This window comes from Salinicola halimionae (assembly GCF_003206065.1).
Lineage (GTDB): Bacteria > Pseudomonadota > Gammaproteobacteria > Pseudomonadales > Halomonadaceae > Salinicola > Salinicola halimionae.
The window spans coordinates 172275-189610 of record NZ_PZJQ01000005.1 but is presented as its reverse complement, the minus strand read 5'-3'; the positions used below and the strand labels follow the sequence as shown (position 1 = coordinate 189610).

Annotated in this window: 11 protein-coding genes; 10 read left to right on the top strand and 1 reads right to left on the bottom strand. The window is 63.5% G+C overall.

Going from position 1 to position 17336, the window contains the following annotated elements; all coding sequences use genetic code 11:
* Positions 1-15 precede the first annotated feature (15 nt).
* The 8 genes from larB to DOM27_RS13665 all read left to right on the top strand — a co-directional run bounded on the left by larB (position 16) and on the right by DOM27_RS13665 (position 9147).
* Positions 16-789 (top strand): nickel pincer cofactor biosynthesis protein LarB, encoded by a 774-nt coding sequence (gene larB, locus DOM27_RS13700; RefSeq protein ID WP_110656614.1) that lies wholly within the window; start codon positions 16-18, stop codon positions 787-789.
* Entirely contained in the window at positions 786-2114 is a 1329-nt protein-coding gene (gene larC / locus DOM27_RS13695) for a nickel pincer cofactor biosynthesis protein LarC (protein WP_110656612.1), read from the top strand. Before larB ends, larC begins: the two co-directional genes overlap by 4 nt.
* 279 nt (positions 2115-2393) lie before the next feature.
* A complete protein-coding gene (pdxA, locus tag DOM27_RS13690; RefSeq protein WP_110657802.1) occupies positions 2394-4727 on the top strand; it encodes a 4-hydroxythreonine-4-phosphate dehydrogenase PdxA in 2334 nt (777 codons plus the stop codon).
* Between the two features lie 58 nt (positions 4728-4785).
* Complete coding sequence (locus tag DOM27_RS13685; RefSeq protein WP_110656610.1) at positions 4786-5691, top strand: NAD(P)-dependent oxidoreductase; 906 nt, start codon at positions 4786-4788, stop codon at positions 5689-5691.
* Positions 5692-5838: 147 nt separating this feature from the next.
* Positions 5839-6603 carry a DeoR/GlpR family DNA-binding transcription regulator gene (locus DOM27_RS13680; RefSeq protein WP_110656608.1) on the top strand — a complete coding sequence of 255 codons (765 nt, stop codon included), beginning with the start codon at positions 5839-5841 and terminating at the stop codon, positions 6601-6603.
* Positions 6604-6682: 79 nt separating this feature from the next.
* Positions 6683-7114 carry a hypothetical protein gene (locus tag DOM27_RS13675; protein WP_110656607.1) on the top strand — a complete coding sequence of 144 codons (432 nt, stop codon included), beginning with the start codon at positions 6683-6685 and terminating at the stop codon, positions 7112-7114.
* A gap of 77 nt (positions 7115-7191) precedes the next feature.
* Positions 7192-7506: a putative quinol monooxygenase gene (locus DOM27_RS13670; protein WP_110656606.1), complete on the top strand. Its 315-nt coding sequence runs from the start codon at positions 7192-7194 to the stop codon at positions 7504-7506.
* A gap of 117 nt (positions 7507-7623) precedes the next feature.
* Positions 7624-9147 (top strand): HAL/PAL/TAL family ammonia-lyase, encoded by a 1524-nt coding sequence (locus tag DOM27_RS13665; protein WP_110656605.1) that lies wholly within the window; start codon positions 7624-7626, stop codon positions 9145-9147.
* 439 nt (positions 9148-9586) lie between these two features.
* On the opposite strand, the gene purL is transcribed toward DOM27_RS13665, so the two are convergent.
* A complete protein-coding gene (purL, locus tag DOM27_RS13660; RefSeq protein WP_110656604.1) occupies positions 9587-13549 on the bottom strand; it encodes a phosphoribosylformylglycinamidine synthase in 3963 nt (1320 codons plus the stop codon).
* A 287-nt stretch (positions 13550-13836) separates the two neighbouring features.
* Between purL and mltF the strand changes: the two genes are divergently transcribed.
* Both mltF and DOM27_RS13650 read left to right on the top strand, forming a co-directional pair.
* On the top strand, positions 13837-15288 hold the full coding sequence (mltF, locus tag DOM27_RS13655) for a membrane-bound lytic murein transglycosylase MltF (protein ID WP_110656603.1): 1452 nt from the start codon (positions 13837-13839) through the stop codon (positions 15286-15288).
* A 46-nt stretch (positions 15289-15334) separates the two neighbouring features.
* Positions 15335-17287, top strand: a complete 1953-nt coding sequence (locus DOM27_RS13650) for a diguanylate cyclase domain-containing protein (RefSeq protein WP_110656602.1) — start codon at positions 15335-15337, stop codon at positions 17285-17287.
* Positions 17288-17336 lie beyond the last annotated feature (49 nt).

Genomic DNA, 17336 nt, shown 5'->3' with positions numbered 1-17336 from the left:
TCGACAGGATATGGCATGACCGAACGCCCAGACCGCCCCATTTCCGATCTTGGATTCGCCCGTGTCGATCACGATCGAGAAGTCCGTAACGGCGTCCCCGAAGTCGTTTTCGGCGAGGGCAAGCAGGCCGATCAGATCAGCGCCATCGTCGGCCGCCTGATCGATCGTCACCAGCGCGCGCTGGTCACCCGACTCGATGCCGAGCGCGCCGAACGCGTGCTTCAGGATCATCCCGACGGGCACTATGATCCGATGAGCCGCCTGCTTTCCTGGGGTGCCCCGCCGAAACGACTCCCCGGTACCGTGGCGGTGATCTGCGCCGGCACGTCGGACCTGCCCGTGGCCGAGGAAGCAGCGGGCACCCTCGAGTGGCTGGGCGCCGATGTCGCCCGGCTCAACGACGTCGGCGTCGCCGGCATCGATCGCCTGCTGGCGCATCGCGAGGCGTTGACCCGAGCCGACGTGCTGGTCGTGATTGCCGGCATGGAAGGCGCGCTACCCAGCGTGATCACCGGGCTGGTGCGCAATCCGGTGATCGCGGTGCCGACCTCGGTGGGTTACGGCGCCAGCCTGCAGGGCATCACTGCTCTGCTGGGCATGCTGTCGGCGTGCGCCACCGGCATGAGCGTGGTCAATATCGATAACGGCTTCGGCGCCGCCTGGCAGGCCGCCAGCATTCTGTCGCTGCTCGAGCGTGGCCCCGATCCGCAGCCCGCCAACTTCGGGAGCTCGACACCCGCCGCCGAGGCGCCCGCCGAATCCGCCTCAACAGGGCCACGCAGCTCATGAAGACGCTCCATATCGACTGCACCTTTGGCATCGCCGGCGACATGCTGCTGGCAGCGCTGGTGGATCTTGGCGCCGATCTGGACCAGATCGCCACCGCGTTACGCCGGCTGCCAATCGACCCATTCGAACTCGGCACCCGGCCGGTAGATCGCTGCGGGATTCGGGCCCGCCTGTTGACGATCGATCTCGACATCGCCGATCCGCATGGGCATGTTCGCGGCATTCATCACGACGATCATTCCCATCACGATCATCACGACGCCGACCACAATCACGGCCACGACCACGATCACGACAATCACAAGCACGAGCACGTCCATGGTCATCGCCGTGCCGGCGATATTCTGACGATGATCGCGGCCGCCGACCTCCCGAACCGGGCCAGAAATCGGGCGACGGCGCTCTTCACCGCGATTGCCGAGGCCGAGGGGCGAATTCACGGCATCGATCCCGGCGAGGTCCACCTGCACGAAGTAGGGGCGATGGACTCGATCATCGACATCCTCGGTGTCTGTCTGGCACTCGAGCTGCTCGGTATCGATCGCATCAGCGCCTCGCCGGTGCCGGTAGGACACGGCATCATCGATATCGCCCATGGCCGCTTTCCGATTCCCGCGCCGGCCACCCTGGAGCTGCTTAAGGGGGTGCCGCTGTCGGATTTCGATGCGCCGGGCGAACTGACCACGCCCACTGGCGCTGCCTTTCTCGGGGTACTGGTCCAGCGCTTCGGCGGACTGCCGGCCGGGATACCGCTGCGGATCGGCTACGGCGCCGGCAATCGCGACTCGGCCCATCCCAACGTGCTGCGCAGCGTTCTGTTCGAGGCCGAGAGATCGTCCACGACCACCCACGACGACGAACCGCGAGAGTCGATCGGCGTCCTGGAGTGCCAGCTCGACGATGTTACTGGCGAGCAACTGGGCCACCTGATGGGCTTGCTGCTGGAAGCCGGGGCCCTCGATGTGTTCTATACCCCGATCACGATGAAGAAATCTCGCCCCGGAACGTTGATCACGGTATTGGCACCGTGGCCGCGAGCGGATGGCCTGGAGCGACTCTTGCTCCTGCACACCTCGACTTTCGGCGTGCGCCGTCATGAATCCAGCCGGCGAATTCTGAATCGCCGAATCGAAGTCGTCGAAACCGAGTGGGGCGAGGTCAGGGTCAAGATCGGCAGCCTAGACGGCCGCGATATCCGGGTGGCGCCGGAATATGATGACATCCATCGCCTTGCCCTCGAGCACGACCACCCTCTCGCCGATGTCCATGCCCGCGTGCTGGAAGCCTATGCCCTGCGCGGCGATTCTGGCAGCCTACGGCGCTGAAACCCTGATATGGACGAATCGCTGGCCGAATCACCAGCCCAATCACTTTCTGAATCACTGACCAAGTCACTGGCTGAGTCACTGGCTGAGTCAGTGAACTGAATTCGGCCTCGTTTTCCGGTTGGTGGCCACGCGTGTTCATGTTCATGGCGGGTCGTGTTCCACCTTCGTCGACTTGCCATTTATGATCGAATCGATCAATTTATACGGAAATATTTAATCGGTTCAATCATAACCATGACGATAGCGCCTGCTTCGCACCTGTCCGATCCGCCCTCGATGGCCGATCAGACATCCCTGCTCATTCTGGCCGATGATCTGACCGGCACCGCCGATTCGGCGATTGGCTGCACCCGACAAGGGCTCTCGACGCAAGTCATGCTCTCCGCTTCGGGGAGGATCAGTGCCAGCGCCAATGCCGTCGCCATCGATCTCGACTCGCGAGCCAGCTCCCCACAGCAGGCGGTAGAGCGTCATCGCGACTGTCTGAATCAGTGGCAGGGGCGCTATCGCTATCTATTCAAGAAGATCGATTCGACCCTGCGTGGCAACGTCGCCGCCGAGATCGCGAGTCTGGTGCCAAGCGCCGGCATGGCCATCGTCGCCCCGGCTTACCCGGCCACAGGACGCACCACCCGGGCCGGCCGCCAGTGGCTACACGAACGCCCGGTCGAGGAGACCGAGGTCTGGACCAACGAAGGCATCCGCGGCCGCGCCGATCTGGTCGAGATGCTGGAAGGCGCGGCGCTGACCACGCGTCACCTCGACCTGGCAACGCTCTATGAAACGGATGCGATGGTCTCGAACATGCTGCGGCAGTATCAGCAGGAAGGTGTCGAAGCCGTCGTCTGCGACGCCCTGACCGATGCCGACCTGCGGCGTCTGGCCGCGCTGACCACCTCTCTAGACAACGTCTTCTGGGTCGGTTCGGCCGGGCTGGGCCTGGTCCTGCCGGATGCGCTGGGGCTCACCGGTACGCCGGCCGAGGCCCCTTCCGCCCGTGCCCCACGTCGACGCCCGACGTTGATCGTGATCGGCAGCATGAGCGGTATCTCGCACGTTCAGGCCGACGCGTTGGTGGCCGCCAACCCCGACCTCGCAGTCGTGGAGATCACCCCGGCCGAGCTGTTCGGCGAGACGGAAGAGACCTCGTCGTCGCCCGCGCTGGCGTCGATCTCCCAGCGTCTCTCTCACCGTATCGGGGAAAGGCTGCAGGCGGGTGAGGACGTCATGGTTCGTCTGGCCCAGAACGAGGATCGCAACGCCGCGGATGGGCCGCGCCTCAGCGCCGAACTCGGCGTGATGCTCGCCCCGCATCTGGCCGCGGTCGATCGGCTGATCGCCACGGGTGGCGCCACCGCCCGGGCCATATTGATGGCCGCGGACATCACCCGGTTGACGCTGATCGACGCCCCCGATACCGGCATGGCCCGGCTTGTGACCCGCCATGGCGAGCGGCCCCTGGAGGTAATCACCAAGGCCGGCGGCTTCGGTGATTCCGAAGCCTTCCAGCGGGTCTGGCACGACCCGGGATCCGCTACCCACGGGACAGTCGCCACCCACAGTGAATCCGTCACCCACTTTCAAGACTCAGCAGAGGATACGAGCATGAGCGATCGCCCCATCATCGGTATCACCATGGGAGACGCCGCCGGCGTCGGCCCGGAAATCATCGTCAAGGCGCTCGCCCAGGACGCCGTCCACGACACCTGCCGGCCGCTGGTCATCGGCGACGCCGATCGCCTGCGTCAGGCCATAGAGATCGTCGGTTCGACGCTCGAGCTGCATGTCGTCGACGCCCCCGCCCAGGCGCGGTTCGAGCGCGGCACCCTCGAGTGCATCGACCTCGGCCTGATTCCCGCCGATCTGCCCTGGGGCAAGGTCTCGCCGATCGCCGGCGATGCCGCCTATCAGTACATCGCCAAGACCGTGGAACTGATCGAAGCCGGCGAGCTCGATGCGATCTGTACCGCACCGCTCAACAAGGAAGCGCTGCATGCCGGTGGCCACGTGTTCCCGGGCCACACCGAATTGCTGGCGCATCTCACTGGCACCGAGGAAGTCTCGATGATGCTGGTGACACCGAAGATGAAGGTGATCCACGTCACCACTCATATCGGCATCATCGATGCCATCGCCCGGATCGAACCGGGACTGGTCACCCGCACCATCGAGCGCGCCCACGAAACGCTGGCACGCGCCGGGCAGACCGATCCGCGCATTGCCGTTTGCGGCATCAACCCTCATGCCGGCGAGAACGGATTGTTCGGCTATGGTGAGGAGGAGGAGAAGATCGTGCCGGCGATCGAGGCGCTGCGCCAGCGGGGCTGGAACGTCGAAGGTCCGCTGCCTGCCGATACCCTATTCTTCCGCGCCGGTCGCGGCGATTTCGACTGCGTGGTGGCGATGTATCACGATCAGGGCCACGGTCCGGTCAAGGTGATGGGGCTCGAAGCGGGCGTCAACGTCACCGTCGGTCTGCCGGTGGTGCGCACCTCGGTCGACCACGGCACCGCGTTCGATATCGCCGGAAAAGGCATCGCCGACGATCGCAGTCTGATCGAGGCGCTGCGCCAGGCGGTCGAGCTGGCCAGCCGCAACACTGCCAAATAGGCCGGATCACTGACGCCATTTCATCGCGTTCATGACTATCACTGCTGAGGAGAAAGAGATGCCCATCATCGGTTTTGCAGGACTGGGATTCATGGGGGCCGGTATGGCCGCCAACATCCTTAAAGCGGGCCATCCGCTCAAGGTACTGGCCCATCGCAACCGCCAGCCCATCGACGATCTGGTTGCCAAGGGCGCCGAAGAGGTCAGCAACGCTGCAGCGCTGGGTGCCCAATGCGATATCGTCTTTCTGTGCGTGACCGGTGCGCCGCAGGTCAAGGCACTGATCGACGGTGACGAAGGGATCCGGGCCGGGGCCAGAAATGCCGGCCGCGAGGGCCTGTTGATCGTCGACTGCTCGACTTCCGAACCCACGGTAACCCGCGAGCTGGCGTCCTCGCTGAGCGAGGACGGTATCGCCCTGATCGACGCGCCCCTGGGCGGTACGCCGGCCCAGGCAGAGACCGGTGAACTGCAGGCGATCGTGGGTGCCGACGATGCCACCCTCGAACGCGTACGCCCGGTGATGGAGACCTGGGCCGCCAGGATTCTGCATGTCGGCCCGGTCGGCGCCGGCCATACCATGAAGCTGCTCAACAACTTCCTCGCCATGGGCTACGGGGCGATCTTCGCCGAAGCGTTGACCATCGGCGCCAAGGCCGGCATCACGCCGCAGACCTTCGACAGCGTCATTCGCGGCTCGCGCATGGACAGCGGCTTCTATCAGACCTTCTTTCAGTACGTGCTCGAGCGTGATCGCAATGCCCATCGATTCACCCTGGCCAACGCTCACAAGGACACCCGCTACCTCGCGTCGCTGGCCGAGGCGATGAACGTCGATGCCGGTGTCGCCAAAGCCGTTCGCGATCTCTACGCCAGCGCCGAATCCCAGGGTGACGGCGAGAAGTACGTGCCCGAGCTCTCCGACATCGTCGCGGCGCGCCACCATACGTCTCTGAGCGAATGAAGCCGTTTGCCCCGACTTCCCGTTCGAATTCAAGGGAGACCCGAGATGCGTCATTCTCGGTAACGGTGGCACAATGACCGGCGAAATATCGCCAGCCACGAAGAGGCCGAGCCAGCGCGTCGCGCTGGTCGACCCCAGGGAATCACCATGAAAGTCGCCAAACGTCGCCAGGCGATGCTGGATGCGGTGCTGTCGGGCATCACCAGCATCGACGCGCTCTGCCAGCATTTCACTATCTCCGAGGCGACAGCGCGTCGTGATCTTGGCGCGCTGTCGGATCAGGGCCTGCTGGTTCGCACCTACGGGGGCGCCGCGGCCCATATCGGCCATCGCGAACCCGAGCTGACCCTGGAACAGCGACGTACGCGTCAGGGTGACGTCAAGGCCCGACTGGCCGATTGCGCGCTGGACTGTGTCGAAGACAACGACACCGTACTACTGGACGGCGGCACCACCACCGCCGCATTGGCGGCCCGGCTCAACGAGCGTCGCGGCCTTCACGTGGTGACCAACAACATGGCGGCGCTGCCTTACCTTATGCAATTGCCGGAAGGGCATACGACCGTGCTCGGCGGGGATCTGCGCGCCTCGAGCATGACGGTCTATGGCCCGCTGGCGCACGCGGCGCTTTCCCGGCTGACGGTCGACCGGCTGTTTCTGAGCGCCGATGGCGTCACCGAGCTGGGGCTCTGCGAAGCGAGTCCTGAACAGGCGTGGCTCAAGGAGGCGATGATCGCACGCGCGGCCGAAGTCTATATCATGGCGGACGCCACCAAGCTGGGTCGGGCCAGCCAGCAGCACTGGACCGCCTTCCCTCCGCACTGGACGCTGATCACCGACGCCGCCGATGCGCGAAGTGACGTGTTCAAGGCGTTGGGAGCCACCGTGCTGAACCCGACGGTATCAACCTGACCGCTGCGGCGCTCTCCCTTACAATGAAGGTCATCGGCGCCACCGCGTCTTCGTCATGATTCTCGTCCGGAGTGCCTTCATGCAGGCCAACACCCCCCTCGAACCCAACACGCCGCTCGAACGTTATATCGAAAAACTGCGTGCGATGGAGATCGACATCGAAGCGATGGACGATCAGGCCGCACGCATTCGCCAGGACCATCTGGAGTTCGTTCTGGTGGTCGCTGCAGACGAGCCAGCTTTCTTCCAGTTGATGCTGCCTGGCGTGTGGCAGGCTGCAGACGCCGCCAACCGCACGCTGCTGCTGGAAACCGCCAACGATGTGATGAATATCCTGAAAGCCGCCAAGCTGGTCGTGCATAACGAAGCCGTGCACGTCAGCGTCGAGCAGTTCGTCGAGGGGCCGGACCAGGGCGTGGCGCTGATCCCCGGACTACTGGAACTCCTCAAGAGCGCAGTGGCCGAATTTCAGGAACGTCTGGGCATGGGTGAAGCGCCGCGCGTGCATTGAGGCGCATGCCGCTTTCGCCCTTGTGGCAGGGTGTCTAGACTGCCGTTATCGATGACATGTCCGACAAGGAGATCACCATGGCCGACACGACTTACTTCGTTGTCCTCGCCGAGTTTCAGATCAAGGCCGGGCAAGTGCCCGCGTTTCTCGCCCTCGCCCACAACGATGCCAGTGAATCCTTGGCCAACGAGGAAGGTTGCCTGGCATTCGACGTGCTGACGCCGGAAGGCAGCGAAGACGTGGTCGTCCTCCATGAGGTTTATCGCGACCGCGCCGCCTTCGAGCATCACACCCAGATGCCACACTATGCGCCGTTCAAGGAAGGCTCCGCACCGCTGATCGCGGGCGACCCCTCGGTACGCTTCTTCTACACGGCTCTTCGTCCCGAATAAGTCAGTACCGCTTCGCGATATCGTTACCTGATGCCACCGCCTGATGGCATCCGCTAGCCGCGTGGCATCGCCCGCGGCTACACTCGGCGTCTCCTGAACCCAAACGGACGCCGTTGCATGACTCCGAATGCTCCGCAGATCACCTTCGGCCCAGCGCCGCTATCCATTGAATCCGTCATCGCTCTGGCCGAACGCCGCGCCGAACCGGCGCTGGATACCGACCCGCAGTGGCGCGCGCGGATCGATCGGGGCGCGGCGATTGTCGACGGCCTGCTCGATCGCGAGGGGCAGATCTACGGCATCACCACCGGCTATGGCGACTCCTGCGTCACGACCATTCCGCTTTCCCAGGTCGAAGCGCTGCCGCGTCAGCTCTACACCTTTCACGGTTGCGGCCTGGGTCGATACCTTGAACCCGAAGCCGCACGTGCCGTGCTCGCCGCGCGGTTGCAATCGCTGTGTCAGGGCGTCTCCGGCGTACGCTTCGCGCTGCTCGAACGGCTGCAGGCCTGCCTGCAGGAAGACCTGCTGCCCCGCATTCCCGAAGAAGGCTCGGTCGGTGCCAGCGGCGACTTGACCCCGCTTTCCTATGTGGCGGCCATGCTCTGTGGTGAGCGCGAGGTGATCTGGCGCGGTGAAGTGCGAACGGCAGCCGACGCCCATGCCGAGCTGGGCTGGGAGCCGCTCACGCTGCGGCCCAAAGAGCCCCTGGCGCTAATGAACGGCACAGCGGTGATGACAGCGCTGGCGTGCCAGGCGTTCAGCCGAGCGGAATATCTGCTGGAACTCGCCACTCGCGTTACCGCGCTCAACATGGCCGCCCTGCGCGGCAATTCCAACCATTTCGAAGCCCGACTGTTCGCGGCCAAGCCGCATCCTGGTCAGGCTCGCGTGGCGGCGTGGCTGCGCGAGGATCTTCAGACCGAGCTCGAAGCCCCTCAACAGCGTCTACAAGATCGTTACTCGTTGCGCTGCGCGCCGCATGTTCTCGGCGTATTGGCGGATAGCCTCGGCTGGCTGCGCGGCTTCATCGAGATCGAACTCAACAGCGCCAACGACAATCCGCTGATCGATCCAGATACCGGTGACGTCATGCATGGCGGGCATTTCTACGGCGGGCATATCGCCTTCGCCATGGACAGCCTCAAGACGTTGACCGCCAACGTCGCCGATCTGCTCGACCGCCAGCTCGCATTGCTGGTCGACACCCGCTACAACCACGGCCTGCCGAGCAATCTGTCCGGCGCCCCAACCGAACGCGCGATGATCAATCACGGCTTCAAGGCGGTACAGATTGGCGCTTCCGCTTGGGCCGCCGAAGCACTCAAGGGCACCATGCCAGCCAGCGTCTTTTCGCGTTCCACCGAGTGTCATAACCAGGACAAGGTCAGCATGGGCACCATCGCCGCCCGCGATGCCCTGCGCGTGCTCGAACTCACCGAACAGGTCGCCGCCGCTGCCCTGCTCGCCGGGCTGCAGGGCGTCCATCTGCGCGGCGATCCTCTGCCCGCCCCGCTTGCCGAGATGGTCGATACGCTGCGCGAAGATTTCGCCCCGGTGGTCGAAGACCGAGCGCTGGATGGTGAACTCAGGCTCTGTCTGGACAGAATTCGGACGCGACACTGGGCGCTCTATGAATGAGAGTTTCGCCATCCTTTTCTTGGAGACGATGAACCATCTGGTAAATTCGTTGAGGTGACGGCCGCCACCCCATGACGCCTATTCAGAACGATGCCGAGCGATGAGCACACAAACCGGGGCGCGCGACATGGATGTCGCGCGAGGCGCGTTGGGACAGGGATGTCCCTAGGCGCTGACCCGAGTTTGGTGCTCAAACGCTCGGGATTTCATCGTTCTGTGGCGTCAAAAAGGGGAGCGCGAGGGGCCTGCCCCTCGTAATAACGCGCGCAAGGGCAGTCAATGTGCCGTCAGTCGTAGCCTCACCAACATAGAGCCAACCACCCGTCCAACCACCCATAAAAAACCGGCCTGCCCTGTGATATAGATCCAAGGGCAAGCCGGCTTTCATCGTCACGCCAACTCTGGCGTCGATCGACCTTCACATCAGTCGATCCTTACATCAACCCACCCAGACCCGCGCGTTGCGGAACATCCGCATCCACGCGCCGTCCTGCGTCCATTCCGACGGGCGCCAAGAGTTGGTCACTGCACGTGCTACGCGCTCGGGGTGCGGCATCATGATGGTGACACGGCCATTAGGCGTGGTCAGCCCGGTAATCCCCGCCGGCGAGCCGTTGGGGTTGGCCGGATAACGCGCGGTGACCTGGCCTTCATTATCGATGTAGCGCACCGCGATCTGACCACTGGTCTGCATGCTGCGCAGGTGGCCGCTGTCCTCGAATAGCGCCTGGCCTTCGCCGTGAGCGACGGCAATCGGCAGGGTCGACCCCGCCATACCGGTCAGCAGGACCGAAGGGCTCTCCTCGACCTGAACCATCGATACGCGCGCCTCGAACTGCTCGGAGCCGTTGCGCACGAAGCGCGGCCAGCGCTCGGCACCCGGAATCAGCTCCTTCAGCTGCGAGAACATCTGGCAGCCGTTGCAGACGCCGAAACCGAAAGTGTCCTCACGGGCGAAGAAGGCCGCGAACTGGTCGCGAGCGCGGGGGTTGTAGAGCGCCGACTTGGCCCAGCCGCCGCCGGCGCCAAGCACGTCGCCGTAGGAGAAGCCGCCACAGCCGACCAGGCCTTTCATGTCATCGAGCGTGATGCGCCCGGCGAGGATATCGCTCATGTGGACATCGACCGCTTCGAAACCGGCATGGTCGAATGCCGCCGCCATCTCCATATGCCCGTTGACGCCCTGCTCGCGCAGGATCGCCACCCGAGGACGCACGCCGGTCTGGATGTAGGGCGCGGCGATATCCTCGTTGACATCGAAGGTCGGATTGGCCGAAAGGCCCGGGTCACGCAGGTTGAGCAGGCCATCGAACTCGCTCTTGGCGGCCTCGGGGTTATCGCGCAGCGCCTGCATCCGATAGCTGGTCTCCGACCAGGTGCGCTGTGTCATGGCGCGGGTGGTTTCCAGCAGCGGCTCTTCGAACAGCGTGACGCGGACCTGATCGTCGTACCGCGGCCGGGCAATCACGCCACAGGTCTCGAGTCCGGCGGCAGCAAACTGCGCCAGCACGAACTCGGTATCGTGACGATTGACCTGGATCACCGCGCCGAGCTCTTCGGAGAACAGCGCATCGACCGCACCGACGGCGTCGTCGGTCAGCCAGTCGAGCTTGATCTCGAGCCCGCCGCGGCCGGCGAAGGCCATCTCCAGCAGCGTCACGATCAGGCCACCGTCGCTGCGATCATGGTAGGCGAGCAACTTGCCATCGGCGTTGAGCCCCTGGATGACGCTGAAGAACGCCACCAGATCTTCGGCTTCATCGAGATCCGGGCAAAGATTGCCGACCTGACCGTAGACCTGTGCCAAGGCCGAACCGCCGAGGCGGTTCTGTCCGCGACCCAGATCGATCAGGATCAGGTCGCTCTCGTCCTGGTCGAGACGCAGCTGCGGCGTAAGGGTGCGCAGCGCGTCGGTGACCGGCGCGAAACCGGTAATGTTCAGGGTCAGCGGCGCAGTAATGCTTTTTTCGCCCTCTTCCACCTGCCAGGCAGTGCGCATGGACATCGAATCCTTGCCCACCGGCACGGCGATACCCAACGCCGGGCACAGCTCCATGCCGACAGCATGGACGGCGTCGTACAGCGCCTGGTTCTCGCCCACGTGATCGGCGGCGCTCATCCAGTTGGCAGAGAGTTTGATGTCGGAAAGCTGGGCGATCGGTGCCGCTGCCAGATTGGTGATCGCTTCGGCCACCGCTAACCGCGCACTCGCAGCCGGGTCAATCAGTGCCACCGGTGGGCGCTCGCCCATCGCCATCGCTTCGCCCGCGTGAGTGTCATAGCTCGACGTGGTCACTGCGCAGTCGGCCACCGGCACCTGCCACGGGCCCACCATCTGATCGCGGGCGACCTGGCCCGTGATGGAACGATCGCCGATGGTGATCAGAAAACTCTTGGAGGCGACCGTCGGCAGGCGCAGTACACGATCCAGCGCTTCGCGCAGATCGAGGTTGTCGAGGCCCAGGCCCGGCAGTTTCAGGGCCTCGCGCTCAAAGCTGCGCTGCATCTTGGGCGGCTTGCCGAATAGCACGCTCATCGGCAGATCAACCGGATCGGCCTCGAAATGTCCATCACGGACGGCCAGGTGGTGCGCTTGCGTGGCCTCGCCGACGACGGCATAAGGGCAGCGTTCACGGGTGCACAGCGCGTCGAAGGCCTCGAGCTGCTCTGACGTGACCGCCAGCACATAGCGCTCCTGGGCTTCGTTACACCAGATTTCAAGCGGGCTCATGCCCGGCTCGACGTTGGGCACCGCGCGCAGATCGAAGAGGCCACCGCAGCCACCATCCTTGACCAGCTCCGGCAAGGCATTGGAGAGACCACCTGCGCCGACGTCATGGATGAAAGCGATCGGATTGTCGTCCCCCAGCGCCCAGCAGCGATCGATCACTTCCTGAGCGCGACGCTCGATTTCCGGGTTGTCGCGCTGGACCGAGGCGAAGTCGAGATCCTCACTCGAGGTACCCGATGCCATGGACGAGGCAGCACCACCACCCAGCCCGATCAGCATCGCCGGGCCGCCCATCACGATCAGCTTCGCGCCGACCGGAATCTCGCCCTTGAGTACGTGCCCATCGCGAACGTTGCCGTAGCCGCCGGCCAGCATCACCGGCTTGTGGTAACCCCGGCGTTCGATGCCGCCAGCGCCAACCGCCTCGAGTTCGAAGGTCCGGAAGAAGCCGCTGAGATTGGGCCGGCCGAATTCGTTGTTGAATGCGGCGCCACCGATCGGCCCTTCGAGCATGATGTCGAGCGCCGACTGAATCCGCTCGGGCTTGCCGTAGTCGAACGCTTCCCACGGCTGCACGAACTCGGGAATCCGCAGATTGGAGACGGTGAAACCGGTCAATCCGGCCTTGGGCTTGCCACCGCGGCCGGTGGCGCCCTCATCACGAATCTCGCCACCGGCGCCGGTGGCCGCACCCGGATGCGGGGCGATCGCCGTCGGATGGTTGTGGGTCTCCACCTTCATCAGAATGTGGATCGGTTCCTGGGTCGCGCCGTAAACCTGGTTCTGTGGCGAGGGGAAGAACCGCCCGGCCGTCGGCCCTTCGATGATCGCCGCGTTGTCGCTGTATGCCGATAGCACCTTGTCGCCGGACTGCTCGAAGGTGTTCTTGATCATCTTGAATAGCGAGTGGGTCTGCGGCTCGCCGTCGATCACCCAGTCGGCATTGAATATCTTGTGACGACAGTGCTCGGAGTTGGCCTGGGCGAACATCATCAATTCGACGTCGGTCGGATTGCGGCCCAGTTGCTGGAAAGCATCGACAAGGTAGTCGATCTCGTCGTCGGCCAGGGCGAGCCCCAGCTTGCCATTGGCCTCCGCCAGCGCCGCTCGTCCACCGGCCAGTACGTCAACCGTCGCCAGCGGGGTCGGTTGATGATGCGAGAACAGCTTGGCTGCGTCACTCGAGTCGAACAGTACGGTCTCGGTCATGCGGTCGTGCAGACGCGACACCATGACGTCGTAGGCCTCGGCGGACGGCGCGCTTTTCAGCGTCATGCGATAGGCGATACCTCGCTCGACGCGCTCGACCTGTTCGAGCCCGCAGTTGTGGGCGATATCGGTAGCTTTGGAGGACCACGGCGAGATCGTGCCGATACGCGGCACGACCAGAAACAGGTGGCCATCGAGCGGCGCGTCACGATCGGGTTCGCCGCTCCCCTGGCCTTCATGGTTTTGAAAACCATGATTTTGAAAACCATGGCTTTGAAAACCATAGTCCAGCAGCCGCTCCAATACCTGGTGCGCCTTGTCATCGAGCTCGTCATGGTGGTCGACGAAATGAACATAATGCGCCTTGAGAGACTCGACTTCGGGAACGACAGCGCGAAGATCGGCGAGCAGTTTGGCGTGACGGAATGCAGATAGCGCGGGAGCGCCTTGCAATTCGAGCATGGCGTGGAAAGCCTCCAGGACGGTCGAGGATCGCGTCTGTCTCGTACTCGTTTGTGTTGTACTAGACGGGCAGCGATGCCGGGATCAGGCCGACATGATACTGGAAAGCGGCGACGCTCGCTAAGCCAACGCGCCCGAGCTGCATGGGTCGTGAAAACACGCGCGAAACGTTCATCGATTCGAAGCGCAGCGCCCGCGATCCGGGATGCATAGCGTGGTAGCCAATAGATGACAGCGAAGCGATGGCCGGATATGGTGTGCCGTCACGCTGTCACCGATCCCACTGCATGTCCAAGCTACCGACACGCCTGCGACTCGTGCTGACAGGGCTACTGGCGTTGGCGATTCTCCTTTGCCCCGCTCAGCTGGCGCTGCGCTTCAGCGACGGGCTCGATCCGATCCGGAAACGTGATTTCCTGCAGGTCGCCATCCGCAATGGACCCATTACCTTCTACGCAGGAGGTCATGGCCCGACCGGATTCGAATACGAGCTGATGCGGCGCTTCGCGCAATCGCTGGGGATCAGCCTGGCGGTCGAAAACGAGGCTCGGATCTCCAGCGTTTTCGACGATGTGCGCAGTGGCAATGCGGACATGGGTGCCGCGGCACTCACGCTGGATCTCGGCCAGCCGGGCATTCGTTACAGTGAGCCGATCCTGATGCTGCAGCCATTGGTGGTCTATCGCCGCGGGCTGCCGCCGGTACGCACCCTGGACGATCTCGTCGGGCTGCGCATCGGCGCCATCGCCGATTCCGGCACGGCCGCTGCGCTACACACGCAGCAGAAAAATCTGCCCGAACTGGGCTGGCGCGAAGCGGACGGCCTGACCATCGCCGACCTGATGGAGATGGTCGAGCGTGACGACCTCGACGCCGCCGTCGTCTATACCCATCAGTTCCAGCTCAATCGTTTGTTCTTCCCTAACGTCGAACGGGGTTTCCCGCTGGGCAAACCCATGAGTCTGAGCTGGGCATTCGCCGCCAATCGGTCGCTCGACCTGCTCGCGGCCGCCAACGAATTTCTGGACACGCAGCGGCGCAACGGCGCTCTGGACGAGCTTGTCGGAAGCTACTTCGGTCATGACGACTATCTCGAGTACGTCGGCGCTCGGTTGTTCATTCGCCACGTTGGCAACCGCCTGCCGCGCTTCGTGTCGTATTTCAAGGAAGCCGCACGCGAGACCGGATTCGACTGGCGCCTGCTGGCCGCGCTGGGGTTCCAGGAATCGCACTGGAAGGCCGGCGCCGAGTCCCCGACCGGCGTTCGCGGCCTGATGATGCTGACCCTCCCCACTGCCAAGGAGATCGGCATCGACAACCGTCTGGATCCTCGCCAGAGCGTCGACGGCGGCGCCCGGTATCTGCAACAGGTCAAACAGCGGCTTTCCGACGATATTCCCGAGCCGGATCGAACCTGGATGGCGCTCGCCGCCTACAACGTCGGGCTGGGACATCTCTTCGACGCTCAGGACATCGCTCGACTGCGTGGCGGCGATCCTAATCGCTGGGCCGACGTCCGCGAAGCTCTGCCCTTGCTGCAACAGCGCGAGTGGTACTCTCGTGTGCACCACGGTTACGCTCGTGGCGGGGAACCGGTAATCTATGTGCGTAACGTGCGCCGTTATTACGAGATACTGAAATACGTCAATCGCAGCCAACAGCAGTTCAATCAGCTAGGCGAGCGCGCCCTCGACGGAGAGGAAACCCCTCCCTTCGAAGTCATTGCCCCGCTGCTGTAGTTGAAGACCGGAGTTGGCAACTGCGCCGTGGAGAACCGTAACGCCTATGGTGGTGTCTCGTCTGTCGCTGTACCTGGCGCTACCGATTCTGCTGTTGGCGATCTGGCCCAGCGACGAACCGGCGCAGCGCTGGATCCTGGCCCCGCTGCTGGGCGTACTTTGGCTGGGCCAGTTTGCCGCGTCTCATCAATGGCAGAAGTCCAGCCGCTGGTTGCTGATCCCCACCGCACTCGTGACCCTGGCGATCATCAGCAGCTTTCTGATCGCCGAAAATTGGTTGAGCGTCGACGTCTGGCAGGGATGGCTCAACGAGCTTCCCGGTAACTGGGACCTCTTCCACAGCCGGCCTCCTATCCTCTCGCTGAGCGTCGTCTTCGGGTTGATGCTCAACGTCCTGTTGTTATCACGCCTGGGCCTGGGCTCGCCGATTCTCTTGCTGCTGATCGCCATGGGCAGCAGCTGGCTCAGCTACCGTTCGCTGACTCCTCCGCCGGAATACGCTTCCAGCATGGTCGGCATACCGCTACCGATCCTGGCATCGCTATGGCTCCTCTGGTTCGCCCAATGCCTGGTACTTTTTCCAACGCTTCGATGCTACTGGCGACGTATCGTGCTACCTCTGATGGTCGGCGGATCGATCGCGCTGCTGGCCATGATCAGTTGGCAGGAGCAGCGCCAAACCGACAATCAGCGCCTCTACGGCCTGGCCGCCAACGAAGGCAACGACATTGCCACCAGGCTGGCCTCCGAGACGGCTTCCCACCTCGAGGCAATGCGGCGCTTCACCAGTTTCTGGAACATGATGGGCCACGTTCCCACCCGCTCGGAATGGGAGCAACAGGCCAAACGCTATCACGACGATTTCAGTTATTTTCGCAATATCGCTTTCATCGATCTCGATGGCACCGTCATTCGTGTCTACCCGATGCGAGACAATCAATCGGTACTCGGCGTCAACCTCTACGCGTCGGACCCTGCCGCCAGAGAGGCGCTGGATCGCCCGCTGGTTTACGGCATCGAAGGCCAGACCGGCATCATCGACTTTCTCCAGGGCGGGAGGGGAGTCATCAGTTATCTACCGGTCCGCGACGCCGTCGATGGCACGCTGCGCGGCGCCGTCGGCATGGTGGTCAGCGTGGACAACCTGCTCAATTCGCTGCTGGCGCAGATCGACAATCAGGATCGCGCGGTGACGCTCAGTGGTGGCGACCGGCTCTATTTTCATTATGGCCCGCTAGGCAACCTCGCGGACTGGCGCTACCAGCAGACGGTAAACGTGGGCACCGATCGGCTGACGCTAAGCGTGAAGCCGTCGCTGCACTGGCTGGAGTCAAACCGCGACAGGCTGCCGGACATCACTCTGGTCTTCGGTATTCTGCTCGCCTACCTCCTGCACATGGTGCTCTATATCTACCGCCGTCTGACCCATCAGCACCATCTGGCCAACCGCACCAATGTCTCGCTGCGCGAAGAGATAAGAGAGCGCGAACGTCTGCAGCAGGAGATCGAATGGATCGCCCGTCACGACGAGCTGACGCAGCTGCCCAACCGACGCGAGCTGCTGCGCTGGATGGACACTCATCGCGACCCGCTGCCACTGGCGCTGTTGATCTGTGATATCGATCACTTCAAGAACGTCAACGATCACTTCGGCCATCTGGAGGGCGATCGCCATCTCAAGACGATTGCACAGAGCTGTCGCCTGCCGGTGGAGCAAGCTGGAGGGATGTTCGCCCGCTACGGCGGCGAGGAGTTCGTAGCTTGTCTGCCCCATTGCGATCGCAAGACCGCCGGTGAGATCGCCGAAACGCTATGCCGAGCGGTTGCCGACAGCGGTCTCGTCCAACCCGATGGAGAGCCGGTGACGTTGAGCATCGGGGTCAGCGTCACCGACACGCTGCCGATACAGCGCGACCGGGTCTTCCAGGCCGCCGATGACTCGCTCTATCGTGCCAAGCAAAATGGGCGCAATCGTGTCGTTCTCGCCGACGCCATCTGAACCGGGAACGTCTCTGGATTCCGATCGACGATTCAGGCCAGTCGTTTAT